Source organism: Thermoanaerobacter siderophilus SR4, assembly GCF_000262445.1.
Taxonomy (GTDB): Bacteria; Bacillota; Thermoanaerobacteria; order Thermoanaerobacterales; family Thermoanaerobacteraceae; genus Thermoanaerobacter; species Thermoanaerobacter ethanolicus.
Genome location: NZ_CM001486.1, coordinates 2132439 through 2152299, shown reverse-complemented (window position 1 = coordinate 2152299; position 19861 = coordinate 2132439). Strand labels below are relative to the sequence as shown.

General features: G+C 33.3%; 19 protein-coding genes and 3 pseudogenes. 1 reads left to right on the top strand and 21 read right to left on the bottom strand.

Annotated features, from left to right (window positions below; translation table 11 throughout):
- Nucleotides 1-13 precede the first annotated feature (13 nt).
- The 8 genes and pseudogenes from coaD to THESIDRAFT1_RS10490 form a co-directional block, all read right to left on the bottom strand.
- Complete coding sequence (coaD, locus tag THESIDRAFT1_RS10525) at nt 14-493, bottom strand: pantetheine-phosphate adenylyltransferase (protein ID WP_006570374.1); 480 nt, start codon at nt 491-493, stop codon at nt 14-16.
- Entirely contained in the window at nt 490-1050 is a 561-nt protein-coding gene (gene rsmD, locus THESIDRAFT1_RS10520) for a 16S rRNA (guanine(966)-N(2))-methyltransferase RsmD (protein WP_483027934.1), read from the bottom strand. Before rsmD ends, coaD begins: the two co-directional genes overlap by 4 nt.
- A gap of 217 nt (nt 1051-1267) precedes the next feature.
- A complete protein-coding gene (locus THESIDRAFT1_RS10515; protein WP_003869209.1) occupies nt 1268-1495 on the bottom strand; it encodes an alpha/beta-type small acid-soluble spore protein in 228 nt (75 codons plus the stop codon).
- A 143-nt stretch (nt 1496-1638) separates the two neighbouring features.
- Nucleotides 1639-1866, bottom strand: a complete 228-nt coding sequence (locus tag THESIDRAFT1_RS10510) for an alpha/beta-type small acid-soluble spore protein (protein ID WP_003869210.1) — start codon at nt 1864-1866, stop codon at nt 1639-1641.
- 115 nt (nt 1867-1981) lie between these two features.
- Nucleotides 1982-2824, bottom strand: coding sequence for a DegV family protein (locus THESIDRAFT1_RS10505; protein WP_003869211.1), 843 nt, complete (start codon nt 2822-2824; stop codon nt 1982-1984).
- A 17-nt stretch (nt 2825-2841) separates the two neighbouring features.
- Nucleotides 2842-4886: pseudogene (recG, locus tag THESIDRAFT1_RS10500) on the bottom strand (ATP-dependent DNA helicase RecG).
- A gap of 12 nt (nt 4887-4898) precedes the next feature.
- Nucleotides 4899-6479 (bottom strand): DAK2 domain-containing protein, encoded by a 1581-nt coding sequence (locus THESIDRAFT1_RS10495; RefSeq protein WP_006570371.1) that lies wholly within the window; start codon nt 6477-6479, stop codon nt 4899-4901.
- A gap of 10 nt (nt 6480-6489) precedes the next feature.
- Entirely contained in the window at nt 6490-6840 is a 351-nt protein-coding gene (locus THESIDRAFT1_RS10490; protein WP_003868221.1) for an Asp23/Gls24 family envelope stress response protein, read from the bottom strand.
- A 235-nt stretch (nt 6841-7075) separates the two neighbouring features.
- Here THESIDRAFT1_RS10490 and rpmB point away from each other — a divergent pair, with 235 nt between their 5' ends.
- Entirely contained in the window at nt 7076-7264 is a 189-nt protein-coding gene (gene rpmB, locus THESIDRAFT1_RS10485; RefSeq protein ID WP_003868220.1) for a 50S ribosomal protein L28, read from the top strand.
- A 41-nt stretch (nt 7265-7305) separates the two neighbouring features.
- Here rpmB and THESIDRAFT1_RS10480 read toward each other — a convergent pair whose 3' ends face one another.
- The 13 genes and pseudogenes from THESIDRAFT1_RS10480 to priA form a co-directional block, all read right to left on the bottom strand.
- Nucleotides 7306-7488, bottom strand: a complete 183-nt coding sequence (locus THESIDRAFT1_RS10480; protein WP_003869214.1) for a hypothetical protein — start codon at nt 7486-7488, stop codon at nt 7306-7308.
- 59 nt (nt 7489-7547) lie between these two features.
- Nucleotides 7548-8183, bottom strand: a complete 636-nt coding sequence (locus THESIDRAFT1_RS10475; RefSeq protein WP_006570370.1) for a thiamine diphosphokinase — start codon at nt 8181-8183, stop codon at nt 7548-7550.
- A pseudogene (rpe, locus tag THESIDRAFT1_RS10470) lies at nt 8180-8829 on the bottom strand (ribulose-phosphate 3-epimerase). Before rpe ends, THESIDRAFT1_RS10475 begins: the two are co-directional and overlap by 4 nt.
- Nucleotides 8830-8832: 3 nt before the next feature.
- The gene (gene rsgA, locus THESIDRAFT1_RS10465; protein WP_006570368.1) at nt 8833-9714 is read right to left on the bottom strand and encodes a ribosome small subunit-dependent GTPase A; all 882 of its coding nucleotides are present in this window, start codon (nt 9712-9714) and stop codon (nt 8833-8835) included.
- Nucleotides 9715-11595, bottom strand: a complete 1881-nt coding sequence (pknB, locus tag THESIDRAFT1_RS10460; RefSeq protein WP_006570367.1) for a Stk1 family PASTA domain-containing Ser/Thr kinase — start codon at nt 11593-11595, stop codon at nt 9715-9717.
- Entirely contained in the window at nt 11592-12335 is a 744-nt protein-coding gene (locus tag THESIDRAFT1_RS10455; protein ID WP_006570366.1) for a Stp1/IreP family PP2C-type Ser/Thr phosphatase, read from the bottom strand. The genes pknB and THESIDRAFT1_RS10455 overlap by 4 nt, the downstream gene beginning before the upstream one ends.
- Nucleotides 12336-12342: 7 nt before the next feature.
- The gene (gene rlmN, locus THESIDRAFT1_RS10450) at nt 12343-13371 is read right to left on the bottom strand and encodes a dual-specificity RNA methyltransferase RlmN (RefSeq protein ID WP_006570365.1); all 1029 of its coding nucleotides are present in this window, start codon (nt 13369-13371) and stop codon (nt 12343-12345) included.
- 15 nt (nt 13372-13386) lie between these two features.
- The gene (gene rsmB, locus THESIDRAFT1_RS10445) at nt 13387-14721 is read right to left on the bottom strand and encodes a 16S rRNA (cytosine(967)-C(5))-methyltransferase RsmB (RefSeq protein WP_003869221.1); all 1335 of its coding nucleotides are present in this window, start codon (nt 14719-14721) and stop codon (nt 13387-13389) included.
- 18 nt (nt 14722-14739) lie between these two features.
- On the bottom strand, nt 14740-15423 hold the full coding sequence (locus tag THESIDRAFT1_RS10440; RefSeq protein ID WP_006570364.1) for a zinc metallopeptidase: 684 nt from the start codon (nt 15421-15423) through the stop codon (nt 14740-14742).
- Between the two features lie 5 nt (nt 15424-15428).
- Nucleotides 15429-16181: a DUF116 domain-containing protein gene (locus THESIDRAFT1_RS10435; protein ID WP_003869223.1), complete on the bottom strand. Its 753-nt coding sequence runs from the start codon at nt 16179-16181 to the stop codon at nt 15429-15431.
- 20 nt (nt 16182-16201) lie between these two features.
- Nucleotides 16202-17130: pseudogene (gene fmt, locus THESIDRAFT1_RS10430) on the bottom strand (methionyl-tRNA formyltransferase).
- Between the two features lie 4 nt (nt 17131-17134).
- Nucleotides 17135-17614 carry a peptide deformylase gene (def, locus tag THESIDRAFT1_RS10425; protein ID WP_003869225.1) on the bottom strand — a complete coding sequence of 160 codons (480 nt, stop codon included), beginning with the start codon at nt 17612-17614 and terminating at the stop codon, nt 17135-17137.
- Nucleotides 17615-17633: 19 nt separating this feature from the next.
- The gene (gene priA / locus THESIDRAFT1_RS10420; protein ID WP_006570363.1) at nt 17634-19832 is read right to left on the bottom strand and encodes a primosomal protein N'; all 2199 of its coding nucleotides are present in this window, start codon (nt 19830-19832) and stop codon (nt 17634-17636) included.
- Nucleotides 19833-19861 lie beyond the last annotated feature (29 nt).

Genomic DNA, 19861 nt, shown 5'->3' with positions numbered 1-19861 from the left:
AAACCCCCTTTAATTATCTTGAAAATTTTTCTATTAATTTTTGAGCCACAATATCAGGCACAAACTCAGAAAGACAACCGCCAAATTGTGCAATTTCTTTTACTACACTGGAACTTAAATATCCATACTTTGCATTAGTCATTAAAAAAATAGTTTCAACAGAAGGGTTTAATTTTTTATTGATTAGCGCCATTTGGAACTCATATTCAAAATCAGATACCATTCTTAAGCCTTTTATTATAGCATTAGCATTGACTTTTTTAGCATAATCTACCAATAAACCATCAAAATAATCAATCTCTACATTAGGAATATCATAAGTTACCACTTTTAAAAGCTCTACCCTTTCTTCCACTGTAAATAAAGGCTTTTTCGACGGATTTAAAAGCACAGCTACAATAAGCTTATCAAACAGATTTGCTCCTCTTTTTATAATATCAATGTGTCCATAGGTAACTGGATCAAAACTCCCTGGATAAATTGCAGTTTTCATATTTCCTCCTTATAAAATGATAATATCGTCTCCCCATATTTATTTTCTCTTATCTTTACTAAATTTCCATACCTTTCTCTTATTTTATCATTTTTATGGTGTTCTGCTATGATAATGCCGTCTTTCTTTAAAACTTTAGCCTCTCCAAGCTTTATAAGAGTTTTTTCGGCAAGGTTTTGATAATAAGGGGGATCTAAAAATATTATATCAAACTTTGTGTTATTTTTGTCTAATATTTCAATAACTTTCAACACATCTCGGTGAAGTATTTTAGCAAAAGGTATTAAATTTAATTCAGCTACATTCTCCCTTATGCATTTTATGCTTTTTAAGCTTTTATCTACAAAATAGCAAAACTGGGCCCCTCTGCTTAATGCTTCGATGCCTATATTACCTGTGCCCGCAAATAAATCCAAAAAAATACTTCCTTCTATTTTGTTCATCAATATATTAAACAGCGATTCTTTAACTCTATCAGCAGTTGGCCGCACTTCATCGCCTTCTAAAGATTTTACCTTTCTTCCCTTTAACTTACCTGCTATCACTCTCAAAGACATTACCCCCACTTCAACAATTATTTTAGCATATTTTTAAAAAATATCACAAAAAATATGTATAAATTTTTTTCAAAATGGCAAATAATATTTATGGGAACAGAAATTTCCCCAAAATTCTTCCTTCAATTTCTCCTCTCCCAGTCCAGGTAGGCAACTACCTGGATTAAAATTTTAAAAGGGCAATCGCAAGGACTGCCCTTTTTTATTATAAATTATTTTATTTCCAAGTTCCTTTACTGGCCATCTGGCTTTCTGCCATTTGTATCATTTTTCTTACCATATGGCCACCTACAGCACCGCAATCTCTTGATGTGAGATTGCCCCAGTAGCCATCAGCTGGAGGAGTTATTCCTAATTCATTAGCTATCTCATACTTCCATTGGCTCATAACCTGTTTTGCTTCTCTTACCACAAGAGGATTCTTAGTTTCTGAACCTACAGCCATTTTAATCACCTCCTAAATCATGTTCCATTATTAATTTAACCCGCTATTTAGGTTATATACCTGTAAACAATTGCTATATATACCTTTTGATATTAAAAAGGATATCCCAAAGGGATATCCTTTTTTTATATTAATAATATGATTTATTTCCAAGTTCCTTTGCTAGCCATTTGGCTTTCTGCCATTTGTATCATCTTCCTTACCATGTGGCCACCTACAGCACCGCAATCGCGAGATGTGAGGTTGCCCCAGTAGCCATCAGCTGGAGGAGTTATTCCTAATTCTCTTGCTATTTCATATTTCCATTGGCTCATAACCTGTTTTGCCTCTTTTACCACAAGAGGATTTTTGGTTTCTGATCCTGCTGCCATTTCAATCACCTCCATTTGTGTTTGTATTATTAATTTAACCAAATTGCTTTTTTATAAACTATAAATTTGTTTTCAAAAATGTATAAAAGTGATTGAAATGGCAAATAATAAAAATTTATTTTTCCTCAAAAAACACTCCTGCCGCATCAGGCCCTGCATGGGTACCTATTCCGCAGCCAGCTCTTGACCTTAAAAACTTAGTTATTCCTAACTCACTTCTTAAAGCGGCTTCTATTTCATTTAAAAATTCTTCTTTATCTGTATGAATTAATCCCACTTCTCTATCTGTAAAATCTACTCCTGTATTTTTCATATAATCAATCATCCAGCGAATAACCTTTTTTTGACCTCTAACCTTATCTACTATTTTTAATTCCCCATCATCATTCATTAAAATGGGCTTTATATTTAAAATATTTCCTATAAAAGCCTGTGATTTAGGTAGACGTCCTCCTCTGTACAGATAGTCTAAAGAATCAAAAGCCATTATATACCTAATTTTAGGAATTAAATCATACACCTTTTCAACAATTTCCTCCTTAGAAGCCCCTGCAACTGCCATTTTAGCAGCTTGAAGAACTAACATACCATTTCCTAATGTAAAATGTCTTGAATCAATAACTTCAATCCGTTTTGGGTCTACCATATCCTTGGCAATCACAGCAGATTGATAAGTGCCGCTAAATTTAGAAGTCAAAATGATGGCAATGATGTAGTCATAGCTCTTTAATAAATCCTTAAAAACCTCCATGAATTCTACTGGTGAAACTTGAGTAGTTGTAGGCATTTTCCCTTCTCTTAAAAGCCTATAAAATTCTTCTTTTGTTATATCTACACCATCTTTATAACTTACACCATCAATATTGATAGTCAGAGGAACTACAAATATTCCATAAGTTTTTACTAAATCCTCAGGTATGTCAGACAAGCTATCTGTGACAATCGCTATCTTTTCCATACTACTATTCTCCTTCTCTAATTTAATATTATTCCTTCTAATTTTTGATAAAATTGATTAAGTAAAATACTTTTTAGCTTTGGATGGTTTTCAAGTTTAGGATCTTTTTCCAGTAACTCTTCTACATCTTTTTGCACTGTCTTTAAAATATCTATGTCTTCAAAAATGTTAGCAATTTTAAATTCAGGAAGACCATGCTGTCTTAATCCTAAAAATTCACCTGGTCCTCTTATTTCTAAATCTTTTTCTGCAATTTTAAATCCATCAGAAGTTTGAGCTAAAACTCCCAGTCTTTTTTTAGCTATGTCAGAATTAGAATAACTAATCAAAATACAATAAGACTGAAATTCTGACCTGCCAACTCTACCTCTAAGTTGATGAAGCTGTGCAAGTCCAAACCTTTCTGCATTTTCTACAATCATCACTGTTGCATTAGGTACATTTACTCCCACCTCTATTACTGTAGTAGAAACTAAAATATCGATTTTGCCATTTACAAACTCTTCCATAACCTTCTCTTTATCGCTGTCAGTCATTTTACCGTGTAAAAGTCCTACTTTAGCTTCCTTAAAAGCATCTTCATAAATTTCTCTATATACTATTTCGGCAGACATCGCATTTATTTTATCCGATTCTTCAATTAGTGGACAAACTACATAAACTTGCCTTCCCTTTTTTACTTCCTTCATTGCAAACTCGTAGGCTTTTTTTCTCACAGAAGAAGAAATAACGTAGGTTTTAACTTTTTTTCTTCCAGGAGGTAATTGGTCAATTATTGATATATCTAAATCTCCATAAAGAATGAGAGCCAATGTACGAGGAATTGGTGTAGCTGTCATAACCAAAACATCGGGATTTTCACCTTTTTGTGTCAAAAGCGCCCTTTGTCTCACACCAAATCGGTGTTGCTCATCAGTTATACAAAATCCTAAATTGTTAAAAATAACATTATCCTCTATTAGTGCATGTGTCCCTACTACAATATCATAATCTCCATTTTTAATTTTTCTAGTACTTCTTTTTTATTAGAAGGTGAAATGCTGCCAGATAAAAGCCCAATTTTTATATCAGTATTTCTAAAAAGCTCTTTTAATGTATGATAATGCTGTTTTGCCAATATCTCCGTTGGAGCCATCATTGCCACTTGATAGCCATTCTTGGCAGCAATGTACATGCTGCAAGCTGCAACAACTGTTTTACCAGAGCCCACATCTCCCTGCACTAAGCGATTCATCACTTTGTGAGAATTCATATCTGCAATTATTTCTTTTAAAACTTTTATCTGCGCCGAAGTCAATTTAAAGGGTAATCCCATGAGAAAAGGCTTTAACTCTACTCTTTCAAATTTTATCCCCTTTTTCCCTTTAACAGACCTTTTCATTAAAAATAAGGCCATTTGCAGCAAAAAAAGTTCTTGATATTTAAATCTGTATTTTGCTTGTTCTAAATATGCCTCATTTTGGGGGAAATTTATATTAATTAGTGCGTTCTTTATATCCATTAATCCTTTTTCAGATAAAAATTCTTCATCAAAAAACTCTTCCACTTCCTGTACATAATCATGAAGCGCATTAAACATTATCTTCCTGATAGCATTTTGCGTCAACCCTTCTGTAAGCCCATAAATAGGAACTATCCTTCCAGTGTTTAATTTAAAATCTTCACTTTTTTCTAAAACAGGATTTTCTACTATTAACTGCCCATATTTAAATTGCAATTTGCCGTTTATTATATATTCTTCACCAATTTTAAAATTATTCTTTATATAGGGTTGATTATACCAAACTAATTCTACTGCACCTGTTCCATCTTTTACAGGCACTTTAGTTATGATAACTTTTGAAGTCTTTATTTCTCGGGGACTACCTGCAATATAACCTCTAAAAGTTTGTTTTTCCCCAACTTTTAGGTCCTCAATCTTTAAAATATCGCTTCTATTCTCATAATCTTTGGGAAAATAGAATAATAAGTCCTCTACTGTGTTTATTCCCAATTTTTTAAGAAGTTTTGCCCTTTTAGGTCCAACTCCTTTTACGTACTGAATATCCAGATTTAAAGGCATTTCATTTCACCTTTACTCTATTGATATAACATAATAGTAAAGCGGCTGACCTCCAAAATAAATTTCCACATCTGCCTCTACGGAAAGAGAATTTTTCAATTCCTCCGCTTTTTCTTTTGTAACTTCTTCCCCATAATATATGCTAACTAATGAAGAATCCTCATCTAAAGCTTTATAAATCAATTCTTGTGCTACTTTATTATAATCTTTTCCTACTGATTCCAGACTGTCATTTATAAAACCTAACACATCTCCTTTTTTGATTTCAAAACCGTTTATTTGCGTGTCTCTTATTGAATAAGTCACTTCAATTGTCTTTATATTACTTAATATTTCTTTTATTCTAGTTACATTTTCCTCTAAACTTTTTTCAGTATCAATATTTACAATGGCAGTTATAGCTTCATTAAAATTATTTGTTGGGATTATTTCTACTTTCTTATTTGATAAGGCTTTTGCTTGTTCGCAAGCCATTATTATATTTTTATTATTAGGAAAAACTAAAATATTTTCCGCATTTATCTTTTTTATACCCTCTAAAATGTCATTTGTACTGGGATTCATCGTTTGTCCACCATTTATAATAACATCACAACCCAGTTCTGAAAAAAGATTTTTAATTCCTTCTCCGTTAATTACAACTAAAACTCCATATTTTTTCTCAGGCTTTCTCTCTTCACTTACCAAACTTTCATGTTGTATTTTCATATTGTCAATTTTTACTTTTATAAGTTCACCTATTTTAAGTCCTTCTTCTAATACTAATCCAGGATTGTTTGTGTGCACATGAACTTTTAAAATGTCATCATCTAAAACTATCACCAAACTATCTCCAAATTTGCCAAATTTCTCTTTTAAAATAGCTTCTGCATAAGTCTTTTTTGTTTTGACTAATATTTCTGTACAATATAAAAATCTTAAATCCTCCACAACTTGCTTATTTGTTACTATCCCTTCTAAAACTTCTATCGGCTCAATTTTGTTTCCTTTAAACCCTTCAAACATCCCTTTTAATACATACACAAATCCCATTCCACCAGAATCAACTACTCCAGCCTCTTTTAAAACTGGTAAGAGATTGGGGGTGTTTTCTAAGGACTTTTCTGCAGCTTCAATAATCTTCGGGAAGAATTCTTCAAAATTTTCAACTTGTTTACATATTTTTTCAGCCTCTTCTGCAGTTTCCCTACATACTGTGAGAATAGTACCTTCTACAGGTCTCATAACTGCTTTATAAGCTACCTCTACACCAGCTTTCAAGCCTTCTGCAAAATCGCAAGGAGTTATCTTTTTTGTATCTCTAAGTCGTTTAGAAAAGCCTCTAAAAATCTGGGACAAAATAACTCCAGAATTACCTTTTGCCCCCATCAAGGTGCCTTTAGAAATAGCATCTAAAACGTCTTTTATCGTATCTTGTGATTTTTCTAACTCTTTGGCAGCGTATTGCATTGTATACGCCATATTAGAGCCAGTATCACCATCTGGAACAGGAAAAACATTAAGTTTATCAACTTCTACTTTATTGTTAAAAAGATAATTAGAGCTTGCAATCATCATGTTCTTTAAAGTTTTTCCATCTAAGTACTTCAACATAACTTCCTCCTCAATTATCAACTTTAATTCCCTGAACATTTATTATTACATTTTCCACTTTTACTCCTACAAATTTCTCGACAGCATATTTCACTTTTTCAATAGCATTCGCTGAAACAGTTTTTATATTTACACCGTATAGGACAACTATATAAACTTCCAGTGTTACACCATCTTCTGTAGCTAAAACTTTGACTCCTCTCCCTGAATTTTCTGTTTTAAATATTTCTATTAATCCATTTGCTCCTCTCCTCCCCAATCCTACTATCCCATAACACTCCGCTACTGCTCTACTGGTTATAGCAGCAATTGCATCATTTGAGATATTTATTACTCCATATTTGTTTTTTATTTGAATCATTAATATCCCTCCAAATCAATCTTAATTTATATTTTACCTGAATATTTCAATAACATCAACTAGCCTGCGATGTCTGCTATATTACTCACCTATTAAAATTTTACACCTGCTTTATTGTAAAGGTATTTACATTTACAAAAGATGATGATAAAATAATATCGTTGTGTTAATTTCTCTATTGTGTAGGTAATTATTTTTTGATAAAATATTATTGTCTTTCAAAGGAGGTGCAACTATGCTTAAGTGCGATATTTGTGGAAAAGGGCCTTTAGCAGGCTATCAATATAGCCACTCCCACAGAAAATCTATAAGAAAGTGGAAACCTAACATAAAAAAAGTAAGAGCTATAGTAGATGGTACTCCTGTTAGACTCCATGTATGTACAAAATGCTTAAAAGCAGGAAAAGTACAAAGAGCATTATAAAGAAAGACGTGCATTTTTGCACGCTTTTTTATTTTATTTTTTCACTTAAAATATATGTTTACATAATAACCGGCTATTACAAGAAAAATTCCTAGAAAAATCATCCACAACCAGGCAGGAATATACATAACAAATATCAATACACCCAAAGCCATCAATATATATCCCAGCGAATAATTCAATTGCCTATTTAATCGCTTCAGCTTATAAAAAAATTTATCCATAAAAACACCCCTTCCCTCTTTAGTTACTATATACTATTCATTGGAAGGGGATTTTGAAACTATTCTTTTGGCTTTATCACTAATAAAAGTCCTTCTTCTATTTCTATAGTGGCTTTATCCTCTGTAAAAACATTGCTTATACCGTAAGGCATCTCTAAATCCATACTTTGACCTGAAAGACCATAAAACAAGCCTTTAGTGTATATTCCCTTTACTTCCTTTGAATAAGGCAGTAAAGATAAAAGTTCTCCTTTTTTACCTTCAACCTCTATAAATTTATTTATCAAATATATTTCATTCTTTTCATTTACAATTTTACCCTTAATATTGCGATTTAGTAGATAGAGTAAAAGTGAAAGATTTGCATAAGAATGGTCAAATCTTTCTCCAATCACCCCTATAAAAGTAACGTCTGTTGCCCCCAATTCTATAGCTTTTAACATTGCCAGTTGCGTATCTGTCTCATCCTTCATAGGAGGAAACTTTTCTATTCTTACCCCTTCATTCTCATAAAACTCTAAAATTTCTTCTTTTATTGAATCAAAATCTCCTATTATAAGGTCTGGTTTTATCTTCATTTGGTAAGCATGATTCGCTCCACCATCTGCACATATTACCATATCTACATCCTTTAATAGCTTTTCATAAAAATTATAATCTTTTATATCTCCATTAGAAATAATTAAAACTTTCATTTTTCTATTGCCTCTCTAAATTCTTTTATAGTTTGGGCAGGATTTGAAGAATCAAAAATTGCAGAACCAGCTACAATTATGTCAGCTCCTGCTCTAACAACTTCTTTCACATTATGAATATTTATTCCCCCATCTACTTCAATCTTAAAATCTAGCTTCAAAGTTTCTCTAAGTTTATTTAACTCCTCAATTTTCTTAAGCATTGAGTCTATAAACTTTTGTCCTCCAAAGCCGGGGTTTACTGTCATAATCAACACCATATCAACATCTTGCAATATATATTTTAAAGTCTCTAAGGAGGTAGCTGGATTTAAAGAAACCCCAGCTTTTTTGCCGTAGCCTTTTATTTTTGTATTGTCCTATGTAAGTGTATACAAGCCTCTTGGTGGACAGTTATAATATCCGCTCCTGAATTTGCAAACTCCTCTATGTACAAATCCGGATTTTCAATCATCAAATGGACATCAAAAGGAAGAGAAAAAAATTTTCTAAGGGACTTTACAACTACTGGTCCAATAGTAATATTTGGAACAAAATGGCCATCCATCACATCAATATGTAAAAGGTCAGCATCTTTTTCTATCTTTTTTATATCCTCTAATAAATTCGCAAAATTTGCAGATAATATTGAAGGAGCTATTTTCAATTTTTAGTACCTCCTCTTCTCTTTTTCCTTTAATTCTTTAAGCAGAGAAAGATAACTCAAATACCTGTTTTTATCTATTAGCCCTTCTTTCACCGCCTTTATAATATTACAATCTGGCTCATTTACATGAAGACAAGAAGAAAACTTGCATCCCCTTTGAAGCTCTAAAAATTCTCTAAAATAGTATCGAAGGTCTTGATTATCAATATCTAATGTCAAAGCAGTAAAACCAGGAGTATCTAAAACATACCCTCCAAAATCAAGAGATAAAAGTTCTACACTTCTTGTTGTGTGTCTACCTCTTAAAAGCTTTTCACTGACTTCCCCTGTCTTTAATTTTATATTTGACTGAATAGAATTAATCAAAGAGGACTTTCCTACTCCAGAAGGACCTGCAAAAAATGAAACCTTGTCCTTTAAATAAGATTTTAATTCCTCAATTCCTTCTTTTGTAACTGTAGAAGTAGCCACTGCTTTATATCCTATTTTCTGATAAATAGTCACCAAATCAAAAGTCTTTCTATCCTCTTTTAAATCCACCTTATTGATACAAATTACAGGTTCAATATCATTGCTCTCTGCTAAAACAATCATTTTATCTAGCAAAACTCGATTAAGCTCTGGCCTGACAATAGCAAATACTATTATCGCTTGGTCTACATTAGCTACTGGAGGCCTTGTAAGTTCATTTTTTCGTGGTAAAATGTTTAGAATATACCCCTCACTATCGTTTATCATTTGAATTTCTACAATGTCACCTACTAAGGGAGTAATATTATCTTTTCTAAACTTTCCACGAGCACGGCATTCTACAATGCCGTGCTCTGTAGCTACGTAATAAAATCCAGCTATCCCTCGTACAATTCTTCCTTCAATCCTTGTCAATTAAAATCTCGCCTCCACTGTACTATATACCTGTCCATCTATATCCACCTCAAGCGTAGCTTTACCTTTATATGCCATAACAGGCACTGTAAGTGGACTGTCTTGATAAGTGTGCTCGGCAGAATATACTAGATTCTTTTGTCCGTTTTGTATTACATACACATCCACTTTCATAGTACCCGGTTTGTCAGGCAATTTAATAATAACATTTTTAGTTTGTTGTTGTAAAGAATCTTGAGGCATCTTGCTAACAATTAAATCTATCGGACTTCCCTTTTGAACCTCACTATTTGGAGGAACACTTTGCTCTAACACAATGTTTTCTGGTACATCAGTTGTCTCTTTATAAATGACTTTACCTAATTTTAAACCAGCATTTTCTAAGGCAGTTGTCGCTTCCTCCAATGTCATATTAACTACGTTAGGCATTATTGCAGGCTGTGGACCTTTGCTAACATACAGATCAATCACTGTGTTATATTCTACCTGTACTCCCTGTCTTGGATTTTGGTCAAAAACATACTCTTTAGGAAACTGGTCATTATATTGTTCTATAATATTTGCTTTGAGGCCCATATTCTCAAGAATATTTTTAGCCTCTAAATAATCTTTATTTATCACATTAGGCACCACAACAACTTGCTTACCTTTACTAATCACCACGTAGACCGTACTTCCAGCTTTTACTACGCTCCCTTGTGGAGGGTCTTGAGATAAAATAGTATTTTCAGGTTTATCGCTATACCGCTCTTCACTTATCTCCATTTTTAAATTATGGTCTGACAAAATTTTACTTGCCTGATTTAATGACGAACCCACCACATTTGGAACTACCATATCGCTTACTTTGAAAAAGTTATTGAGGACATACATCGTACCATAAGCTAAAGAAGCCAGTAGCAAGAGAATTAATAAAACAGTTGCTATTCTTTTTATGACATTTCTCCTTTTCTTTTCTTTTTCCTTCCTTTGTGCCGCTCTCTTTAACTCCTCTACATCTTTAGAAGGAATCACTCGTGTTTTTGTGATTTCTTCTTCTTCTTTGAAATTTAGTTCTTTAGGGTTTCGCAAAAAAGTGTCTAAGTCCTTAAGAAAATCTGCTGCAGTTTGATACCTTAAATTTACATCCTTTTGAGTAGCTTTTAAAACTATTTGATCTAATTCTTTCGGCACTTTGTCATTTAGCTTTGAAGGGGGGATTATATCTTCTTGAATGTGTTTTAAAGCAACAGAAATAGGACTATCGCCCTCAAAAGGCACTTTTCCCGTTAACATTTCATAAAGGACGATTCCTAAAGAGTAAATATCCGTCCTTTCATCTACTATTCCACCCCTTGCCTGTTCAGGCGAAAAATAATAAGCAGTCCCTACTACATCTCCAGTGTAAGTTATAGTAGAACCATTAGCAGCTCGTGCAATTCCAAAATCAGTAACTTTCACCACATCGTCATCAGTAACAAGAATATTTTGAGGTTTTATATCTCTGTGAATAATGCGATTCCTATGGGCATGGTCCAATGCCTTGCAAACTTGTCGTGCTATTTCTATCGCTCTACCTACCTCTAATGGCCCACCATTTTCACTTATAAGCTTTTTTAAAGTACGTCCCTTTACATATTCCATCACAATGTAGTAAATATCCCCTTCTTGCCCAACATCGTATATACTCACTATATTAGGGTGAGAAAGACTTGCTGCTGCCTGAGATTCTCTTCTAAATTTTTTTACAAAATCCTCATCTGCTGCAAATTCAGGCCTCAAAATCTTGATTGCCACTATTCTGTTAAGGAGATGACACTTTGCTTTGTAAACTTTAGCCATTCCGCCTTCGCCAATTTTCTCTAATATTTCATAGCGGTTACCTAATATACGTCCAATCATGATGTCACCTCCTTAACAGCAATAAGAGTTATGTTATCATATCCACCGTTAGCCTTTGCAAGATTTACCAAATTAACACAAGAGGTATTTATATCTTCATTCTTAGTAAATTCATCTAAAATTTGTTGGTCTGTCACCAAATTAGTAAGCCCATCTGTGCATAAAAGCAAAATATCTTCTGGCATAACAGTGTCATGAAATATATCTACTTTTACATCCTCATCAACTCCCAAAGCCCTGGTTATTATATTTTTTTGAGGATGAACTCGGGCTTCTTCATGAGTTATTTTACCCATTTTTACAAGTTCTTCTACAAATGAATGGTCTTCTGTAATTTGTTTTATGTGGTTATCTCTTATTAAATAAGCCCTACTGTCTCCAATATGTCCTACAAAAAAACGGTTTTTTGCAAAAAATAACAAAGTAAGAGTAGTACCCATCCCAGTTAATTCACATTCTGAGCAGGCTTGAGAATAAACAACTTTATTAGCATATTTAATTGATTTCTCTATAAAACCTTCTATAGAGGAAATTTCTTTATCCTGTAGCTTAAAATAATTCTTTTTAAAATAATCAACAATGGCTTCAACTGCAGACTTACTTGCAACTTCACCCCCATTATGGCCTCCCATTCCATCTGCTACAATAAACAGTGGCAAATCTTTTTCTTCCGAGGCATAATAATAATCTTCATTTTTTTCTCTCACATTGCCAATATCAGTTAGGGCAGCTACAATCATAAAAACCCTACCTTTCCTTTAAATACTTTCTCCTCAGCTGTCCACAGGCAGCTTCAATATCGCTTCCCAATTCCCTTCTCACCGTACAAGATATCCCTGCATCTTCAATAATTTTTTTAAACATCATAACTTTTTCATTGTTTGCCTTTTTAAAGCCTATTTCTTTTACATAATTAATAGGTATCAAATTGACATGGCACAACATCCCTTTTAATAAATCAACCAATTGATACGCATGTTCTTTTTTATCATTTACTCCTTCAATTAAAGAATACTCAAAAGTTATCCTGCGCCTTGTTTTTTCTACATAATACTTACAAGCTTTCATCAATTCCTCTAATGGATAAGCCTTATTTATTGGCATTAGTTGAGTTCTCAATTCATCATTAGGAGCATGTAATGAAATAGATAAATTAACCTGTAGTTTTTCATCTGCAAATTGATAAATTTTGGGAACTATTCCACAAGTAGATATAGTTATATGCCTGCCGCCTATTCCTAAACCGTAGGGGTTATTTACTATTTTTATAAATTTCATCACTTCATCATAATTGTCAAAAGGTTCCCCACTTCCCATCAAAACAATATTAGAAATCTTGCCATAGTCGCCGTCTATAGCAATAACTTGGTCTACCATCTCTGAAGCTTTCAAATCTCTAACTTTACCTCCAATAGCAGAAGCACAAAAGCTACATCTCATATTGCACCCTACTTGAGTAGAAACACAAGCAGTATTTCCAAACCTGTATTTTATAGCAACTCCTTCAATAATATTGTTGTCTTCCAGCAAAAAAAGGTATTTCACCGTATCATCTACTTCAGAAACCCTTCTCGCTTCAATTTTCAGTTGTGAAATATAAGCAATTTCTTTTAATTTTGAGCGCAAATTCTTAGAGATATCTGTCATTTCGTCAAAATCTGTAATTTTTTTGTCGTAAATCCACTTGTAAATCTGCTTAGCTCTATATCTACTCTCTCCAATATTTACAAAAAATTCTTCCATTTCTTCCAAGGTCATATCCTTTAAATTGTACAACTTAAAATACCTCCACTATTTTATTCTTTTCAACTTACTTATAAAAAAGCCATCAATTTCATGTTCTAAAGGTGTAGTTTGTACATATCCTAAAGAATCAGTTTCAATGCTTAATCCACTTGGCATCTCAGCTTTTATATCAACCAATTTAAAATCAGGGTGTTCTTTTAAAAATTTCATTATTACATTTTGATTTTCTTCCTTTCCTATAGTGCAGGTACTATACACCAAAAATCCACCTTTTTTTACATATTTTGAACTGGAGTCTAATATTTTATATTGAGCTTCAATTAATTCTGAAATTTCTTTTCTCGTATAATTCTTTAACTTAATATCGGGTTTTTTTCTGATTATACCGATACCTGTACAAGGAACATCTGCTAAGACTTTATCAGCCTTTTCCAAATACTTTTCATTGACAAAAGTAGAGTCAAAGACTTCAGTTTTTACGTTTGTAATTCCTAATCTTTTACAGTTTTCTTTTATCAACTCTAATCTATGAGGATGCAAATCAAAAGCGATAACTTCACCACTATTTTTCATCAATTGTGCTATATGAGTCGTTTTACCACCAGGAGCAGCACACACATCTAATACTGTGTCTCCTTCTTTAGGATTTAAAGTTTTAGAAACCAACATAGAAGCCTCATCCTGAATGTAAATAAGCCCTTCTTTGTACAATTGATGCCTTTCAGGGTTTTTAATATCTATATACAGTGCTTCTTCTAGATAATAACCTTTTTTATAAACAATACCGTCAGAATCTAATAGCCTTTTCAAATCTTCAATATCAATCTTTAGAGTATTAACCCTGTAGCAAATTTCAGGCCTTTCATTTAAACTTTTTAAAAGCGCCTCTGCCTTCTCTTCATCATAATTATTTAGCAATCTTTCCACAATCCAATCAGGATAAGAATATGTTACCTTCAAATATTGCTTTAAATCCCTCTCTTTATCAGGGAAAATTACTTTTTCTTTTTCTCTCTCATAGTTTCTTAAAACTGCATTTATAAAATTTGCTCTCTTTATCCCTAATACTTTTTTAGCTATATTAACTGTCTCATTTATAGCTGCATAAGAAGGAACTTTGTCCATGTACAAAAGCTGGTATAATCCCATTTCAAGAAAAATCATGGTTTTTAAATCCGGAGCCTTCTTTACAAAAAAAGAAAGTATAAAATCTAATGTGTACTTTCTTTCAATAACACCAAATACCAACTCTTTAGTAAAACCTCTATCTATTTCTTTTAATTCTTGACTTCTTAAATGCTTATTAAAGGAAATATTCGCATAAGCTTCTTTTGACAACACTTCTTGAAGTATTTTATACGCTATTTCTCTTGGTTTCATTTATTGTATTTTTCTCCTTTACTCTCTGCTATTTCTTATAATAATCAATCTTAAAAGCTGCATAATAGAAACTAATGCTGCAGCTACATAAGTCAAAGCAGCAGCTTGTAAAACCTTCCGAGCGGGTTCAATATCTTCTCTTGTAAAAAGCGCATTTGATTGAAGAAGCGCTATTGCTCTATTGCTTGCATCAAATTCTACAGGCAAAGTAATAACCTGAAAAAGCACTGCTGCACTAAAAAGAAGTATACCTATATTTATCAAATGTAATCCAGGAGCACCCATGAAAAATCCCAAAATTACTAAAGGCCAAGCTAAATTAGCCCCTAAATTAGCTACAGGAACAAGACTGTTTCTTACAGTCAAAGGCACATAGCCTTTTGCGTGTTGTATCGCATGCCCTGCTTCATGGGCAGCTACTCCTATTGCAGCTATAGATTCACTCCCATAAACAGATTCAGAAAGTCTTAAAACTTTTGCCCTTGGATCATAATGGTCAGTCAAATTGCCCGGTATCCTTTCAATTCTAACATCATAAAGCCCCATACTATCCAATATCTTTCTCGCTACTTCCTCTGCGGTATATCCATATCTATTTCTGACGCGAGCATACTTGCTAAAAGTGCTCTGCACCTTAGCTTGTGCATACATAGCAAATATTAAAGCAGGTATTAAAAGTATTATTGTAGTATCCCAAAACATATTATTCACCCTCCATTTAACAATTTTTTTATAGTCTCTTCAATTTTTTGCACATCTACCCGAGTGTTAAAGCAAGGACCATTAGGTCTCTCATTTATTATACCATAAACAGGGATTTGCTTCACGTCTTGCATGCCACTTGTCAAATCTCTTTCACAAGCAATTGCTATTATTACCTTTGGCTTTGTGTCCTTTACTACTTTTCTTGCAAGAGTACCTCCTGTAGCAACTGCCACATTTACACCATATTTTTCTTTAAAGTTTACCAAATCATTGATTTGGCACTTTCCACATCGTCTACAATTATCTATATCATAAGTCACTTTAAATTTACATCCGCTGTATTGTATGCAATGAGGTGCCAATATCAATATGTCTTGTGGAGCATATCTCTTTATATTTTTATTAAACAAAAAATTCTTTATTTCAATGTAAGACTGCTCTACCTTTTCAATCTTTAAATCCAAAACTCTTGCTACAAACACCACTAGGGGATAAAAAAGGTCTAAAAAATTTGCTATGAAAGAGCTTAAAAATTTGTTAGATTTTTTACTGACCACCACATAAAAAGTTGCTCCAATAACAGCTACAATTAAAGCCATCAAAAAGAGAACAAAAATCATTAACGTCATAAGTAGATATTTATAAAGTTCAATTCTACCTCTATTTATTACGTATAAAATTCCCAAAACAATTAAAGTCAAAACCAAAAAGGTAACTGCCAATATCCCCAAAAAAACTCTTTTTTTCCCCTTCAAAAGTAATTCTCCTTTTTAAATTATCTAAAGATTGTCCCTTCAGGTATATTGTGACCTATTAAATATTCCCTAATACCCATTTTTTTAGAACCTTCTTGTTGAATTTCTACTATCTTTAGGGCATCTTTACCGCATTTCACGATTAAGTCCCCTTTTGACTTTAAAACTGTTCCATTTTCTTCATTCCCATTGTATTCAACTATTTCGCCTTTCCAAATTTTTAGCATTTTATCCCCATAAAAAGTATAACAACCAGGCCAAGGCTTCATTCCCCTTATCAAATTTCGTATTTCTTCTGCCGTTTTATTCCAATCTATATGTCCCATTTCTTTAGTAAGTATTGGTGAATAAGAAGCCTCCTCTTCCCGCTGTTTCACAGGAATCAAAGTACCTTTTTCTAACGCCTTTAAGGTTTCTATCAAAACCTCTGCTCCTAATCGAGAAAGCTTATCATGAAGTGTTTCCGCATCATCTTTATCTAAAATAGGAATAGATTTTTTGATAAGCATATCTCCTGTATCCAATCCCTTATCCATAAGCATTGTAGTAATACCCGTTTCTTTTTCACCATTGATTATAGCCCAATTAATCGGAGCAGCTCCTCTGTATTTTGGCAAAAGAGAAGCATGGACATTTATGCAGCCGTATTTGGGCAGTGTCAAAACCTCTTCAGGCAAAATCTTTCCATAAGCTGCAACAACTATGACATCGGGATTTATCTCTTTTAATCTGTTTAAAAACTCTGGATTGTTTTTATTTTCTCCGGCTGTAAAATTTCTACTCCTTTTTGCAATGCCACTTCTTTGACAGGGGAAAAACTAAGTTTCATTCCTCTTCCTTTCTGTTTATCTGGCTGCGTAACCACTGCAGCCACATCATACCCTTCTTCAAAAAGTTTTTGCAAAGAGGGGACGGCAAAGTCAGGCGTCCCCATAAAGACAATTTTCAACAAGTCATACCTCCTTGACATTTTCTTTTTCTTCTTCATCTAAAAATCTTATAGCCTTATCTATAAACAGAACCCCGTTTAAATGATCTATTTCATGGCATAAAGCTCTTGCCAATAAATCCTCTCCTTCAATTTCCCTCTCTTTACCTTCTCTATCCAAATATTTTACTTTTACTTTTTTAGGCCTTTTAACTTCTCCTACTACTCCAGGAATACTTAAACAGCCTTCGGCCCCTACCTGTTCTCCTTCTTCATACACAATCTCAGGGTTTATAAGCTCTAAAAGTCCTTCCCCCACATCTATGACAACTAACCTTCTCAAAACTCCTATTTGATTAGCAGCTAATCCAACTCCATCATTGAGATACATAGTTTGTGCCATATCCTCTAATATAGTGAGAATATGAGGATTTATCTCTGTAACAGGTTTTGCTTTTTTCCTTAAGACCTCATCTCCATTTTTTCTAATATACCTTATTGCCAAAATAAATACCTCCTTAAATTTACATGATATTCAAAGGGTCAATGTCTACAGCTATCCTTATATCCTTAGGATATTTCATCTTTTGAATTTCTTCTGCTATCTCTGTCAAAATGCTTCTATCTTCACTTTTTAAAATGACCTGCCATCTATATCGGTTGTTTATTTTACTTATAGGAGCTGGAGCAGGTCCTAGTATTTTATTATAACTCTTATTTTGAAGTTTGTTAATAAGCTTTTGACAAGTTAAATAAGTGTTTGCAGCAGTGTTTTTAACTTCTTCTTCCTCTTCTCCTGATATCACTATATTCATTAGATGTGAAAAGGGAGGATATCTAAAAATTTCTCTGTATTTTATCTCTTCGTTGTAAAACTTCACATAATTTTGCTGTTTTGCAGTAACTATACTGTAGTGGTCATCTTCATAGGTCTGTATTACTACTCTTCCAGGCTTTTCACCTCTTCCTGCCCTTCCAGCTACCTGAGTAAGCAGCTGAAAAGTCCTCTCACTGGACCTAAAATCAGGAAGATTTAAAGTTATATCTGCAAGTATTACTCCCACCAACGTAACATTTGGAATGTCAAAGCCTTTAGATATCATTTGCGTACCGATTAGAATGTCTGCCTTACCATTTCTAAAGTCATAAAAAATTTTCTCATGAGACCCTTTTTTTCTTGTGGTATCTACATCCATCCTCAAAACTCTTGCATTAGGAAAAAACTTTTTTATGTCGTTTTCTACCCTTTCGGTCCCTATGCCTAAATACCTAATCCTTTTACTTCCACATTTAGGGCATGTTTCTTTCATAGTCTCCTCATAACCACAATAATGGCAAACCAATTTTTTATCTTCAAAATGATAAGTTAAAGAAATATCACAATTAGGACATTTAGGCACATAACCGCAATCTCTGCAGGAAACAAATGAAGAGTATCCTCTTCTGTTTAAAAAAAGAATAGTTTGCTCTTTCCTTTTAAGATTTTCTTTTATATAGGAAAATAATTTACGACTGAATATTGAAGTATTTCCGCTTGCCAATTCCTCACTCATATTGACAACTTCTATCTGCGGCATAGAAACATTAATCCTTTTTGTAAGTCTTATAAGTTTATATTCTCCTTTATTAGCTTTATAATAGGTCTCTAAAGAAGGAGTAGCACTGGCCATAACCAGAACTGCTTTTTCTATTTCACACCGCTTTTCTGCCACTTCTTTAGCATTATATTTAGGTCTTAAGTCTGATTGTTTGTAGGTAGTCTCATGCTCCTCGTCAATTATAATAAGGCCAAGATTATTAAAAGGGGCAAAAACTGCATTTCTCACACCAACTACTACGTCCACTAAACCATTTTTTACTTTTCGCCATTCATCAAAACGCTCTCCCGGTGAAAGGCCACTGTGAATTACAGCCACTCTATTGCCAAATCGACTCACAAACCTTTCAATAGTCTGAGGCGTCAATGAGATTTCTGGTACTAAAACTATAGCGCTTTTGCCTATTTTTATAGCTTCATCTATTAATTGAAGATAAACTTCAGTTTTGCCACTTCCTGTTACACCAAAAAGCAAATATTTATCAAAAGTGCCTGTCAAGATAGAACTTTTAACCTCTTCTACAGCTTTTTGTTGTTCTTCTGTCAATAATAGAGGCTTGGTTTTTTCAATATCTTTTACACTAAATCTCAATACTTCTTCCTCATAAATTTCTATATACCCTTTATTTTGTAAACTTCTTATAACTCCATAGTCTATATTGAGCACCTTGACAAGCTCAGAAAGCCTAATAGGACTTCTATTTTTTAAATATTGTAAAATCTCATATTGCTTAGGGGCTCTTTTAGAAAGTTGGAAAGGTATCTCATCAATATTTATTTTCACAACCTTTACTTTCTTTTCCCCTTGCTTTATCCCTACAGGCATTATAGTCTGGAGAGCTTCAGAAAAATAACATTTATAATATTCCTTCATCCACTTAGCCAGTTCAATCATTTTTTCATCAAATATGCTGTAGCTGTCTAAAATTCTATGGATATCCTTTATTTTATCCACTGAATAAGACGCCTTGTCAGTAGTACTTATTACATAACCCTCTATAAACCTATTATTAAAAGGAACAGATACCCTCATACCAACTTTTATATCCATTCCTTCAGGAATACGATAAGTGTATACCCTGTCAGTATTAGAAGATTTAATGTCTACAACGACCTCGGCAAACATGGCAACCTCCGCCTGTTAAATATTTACCA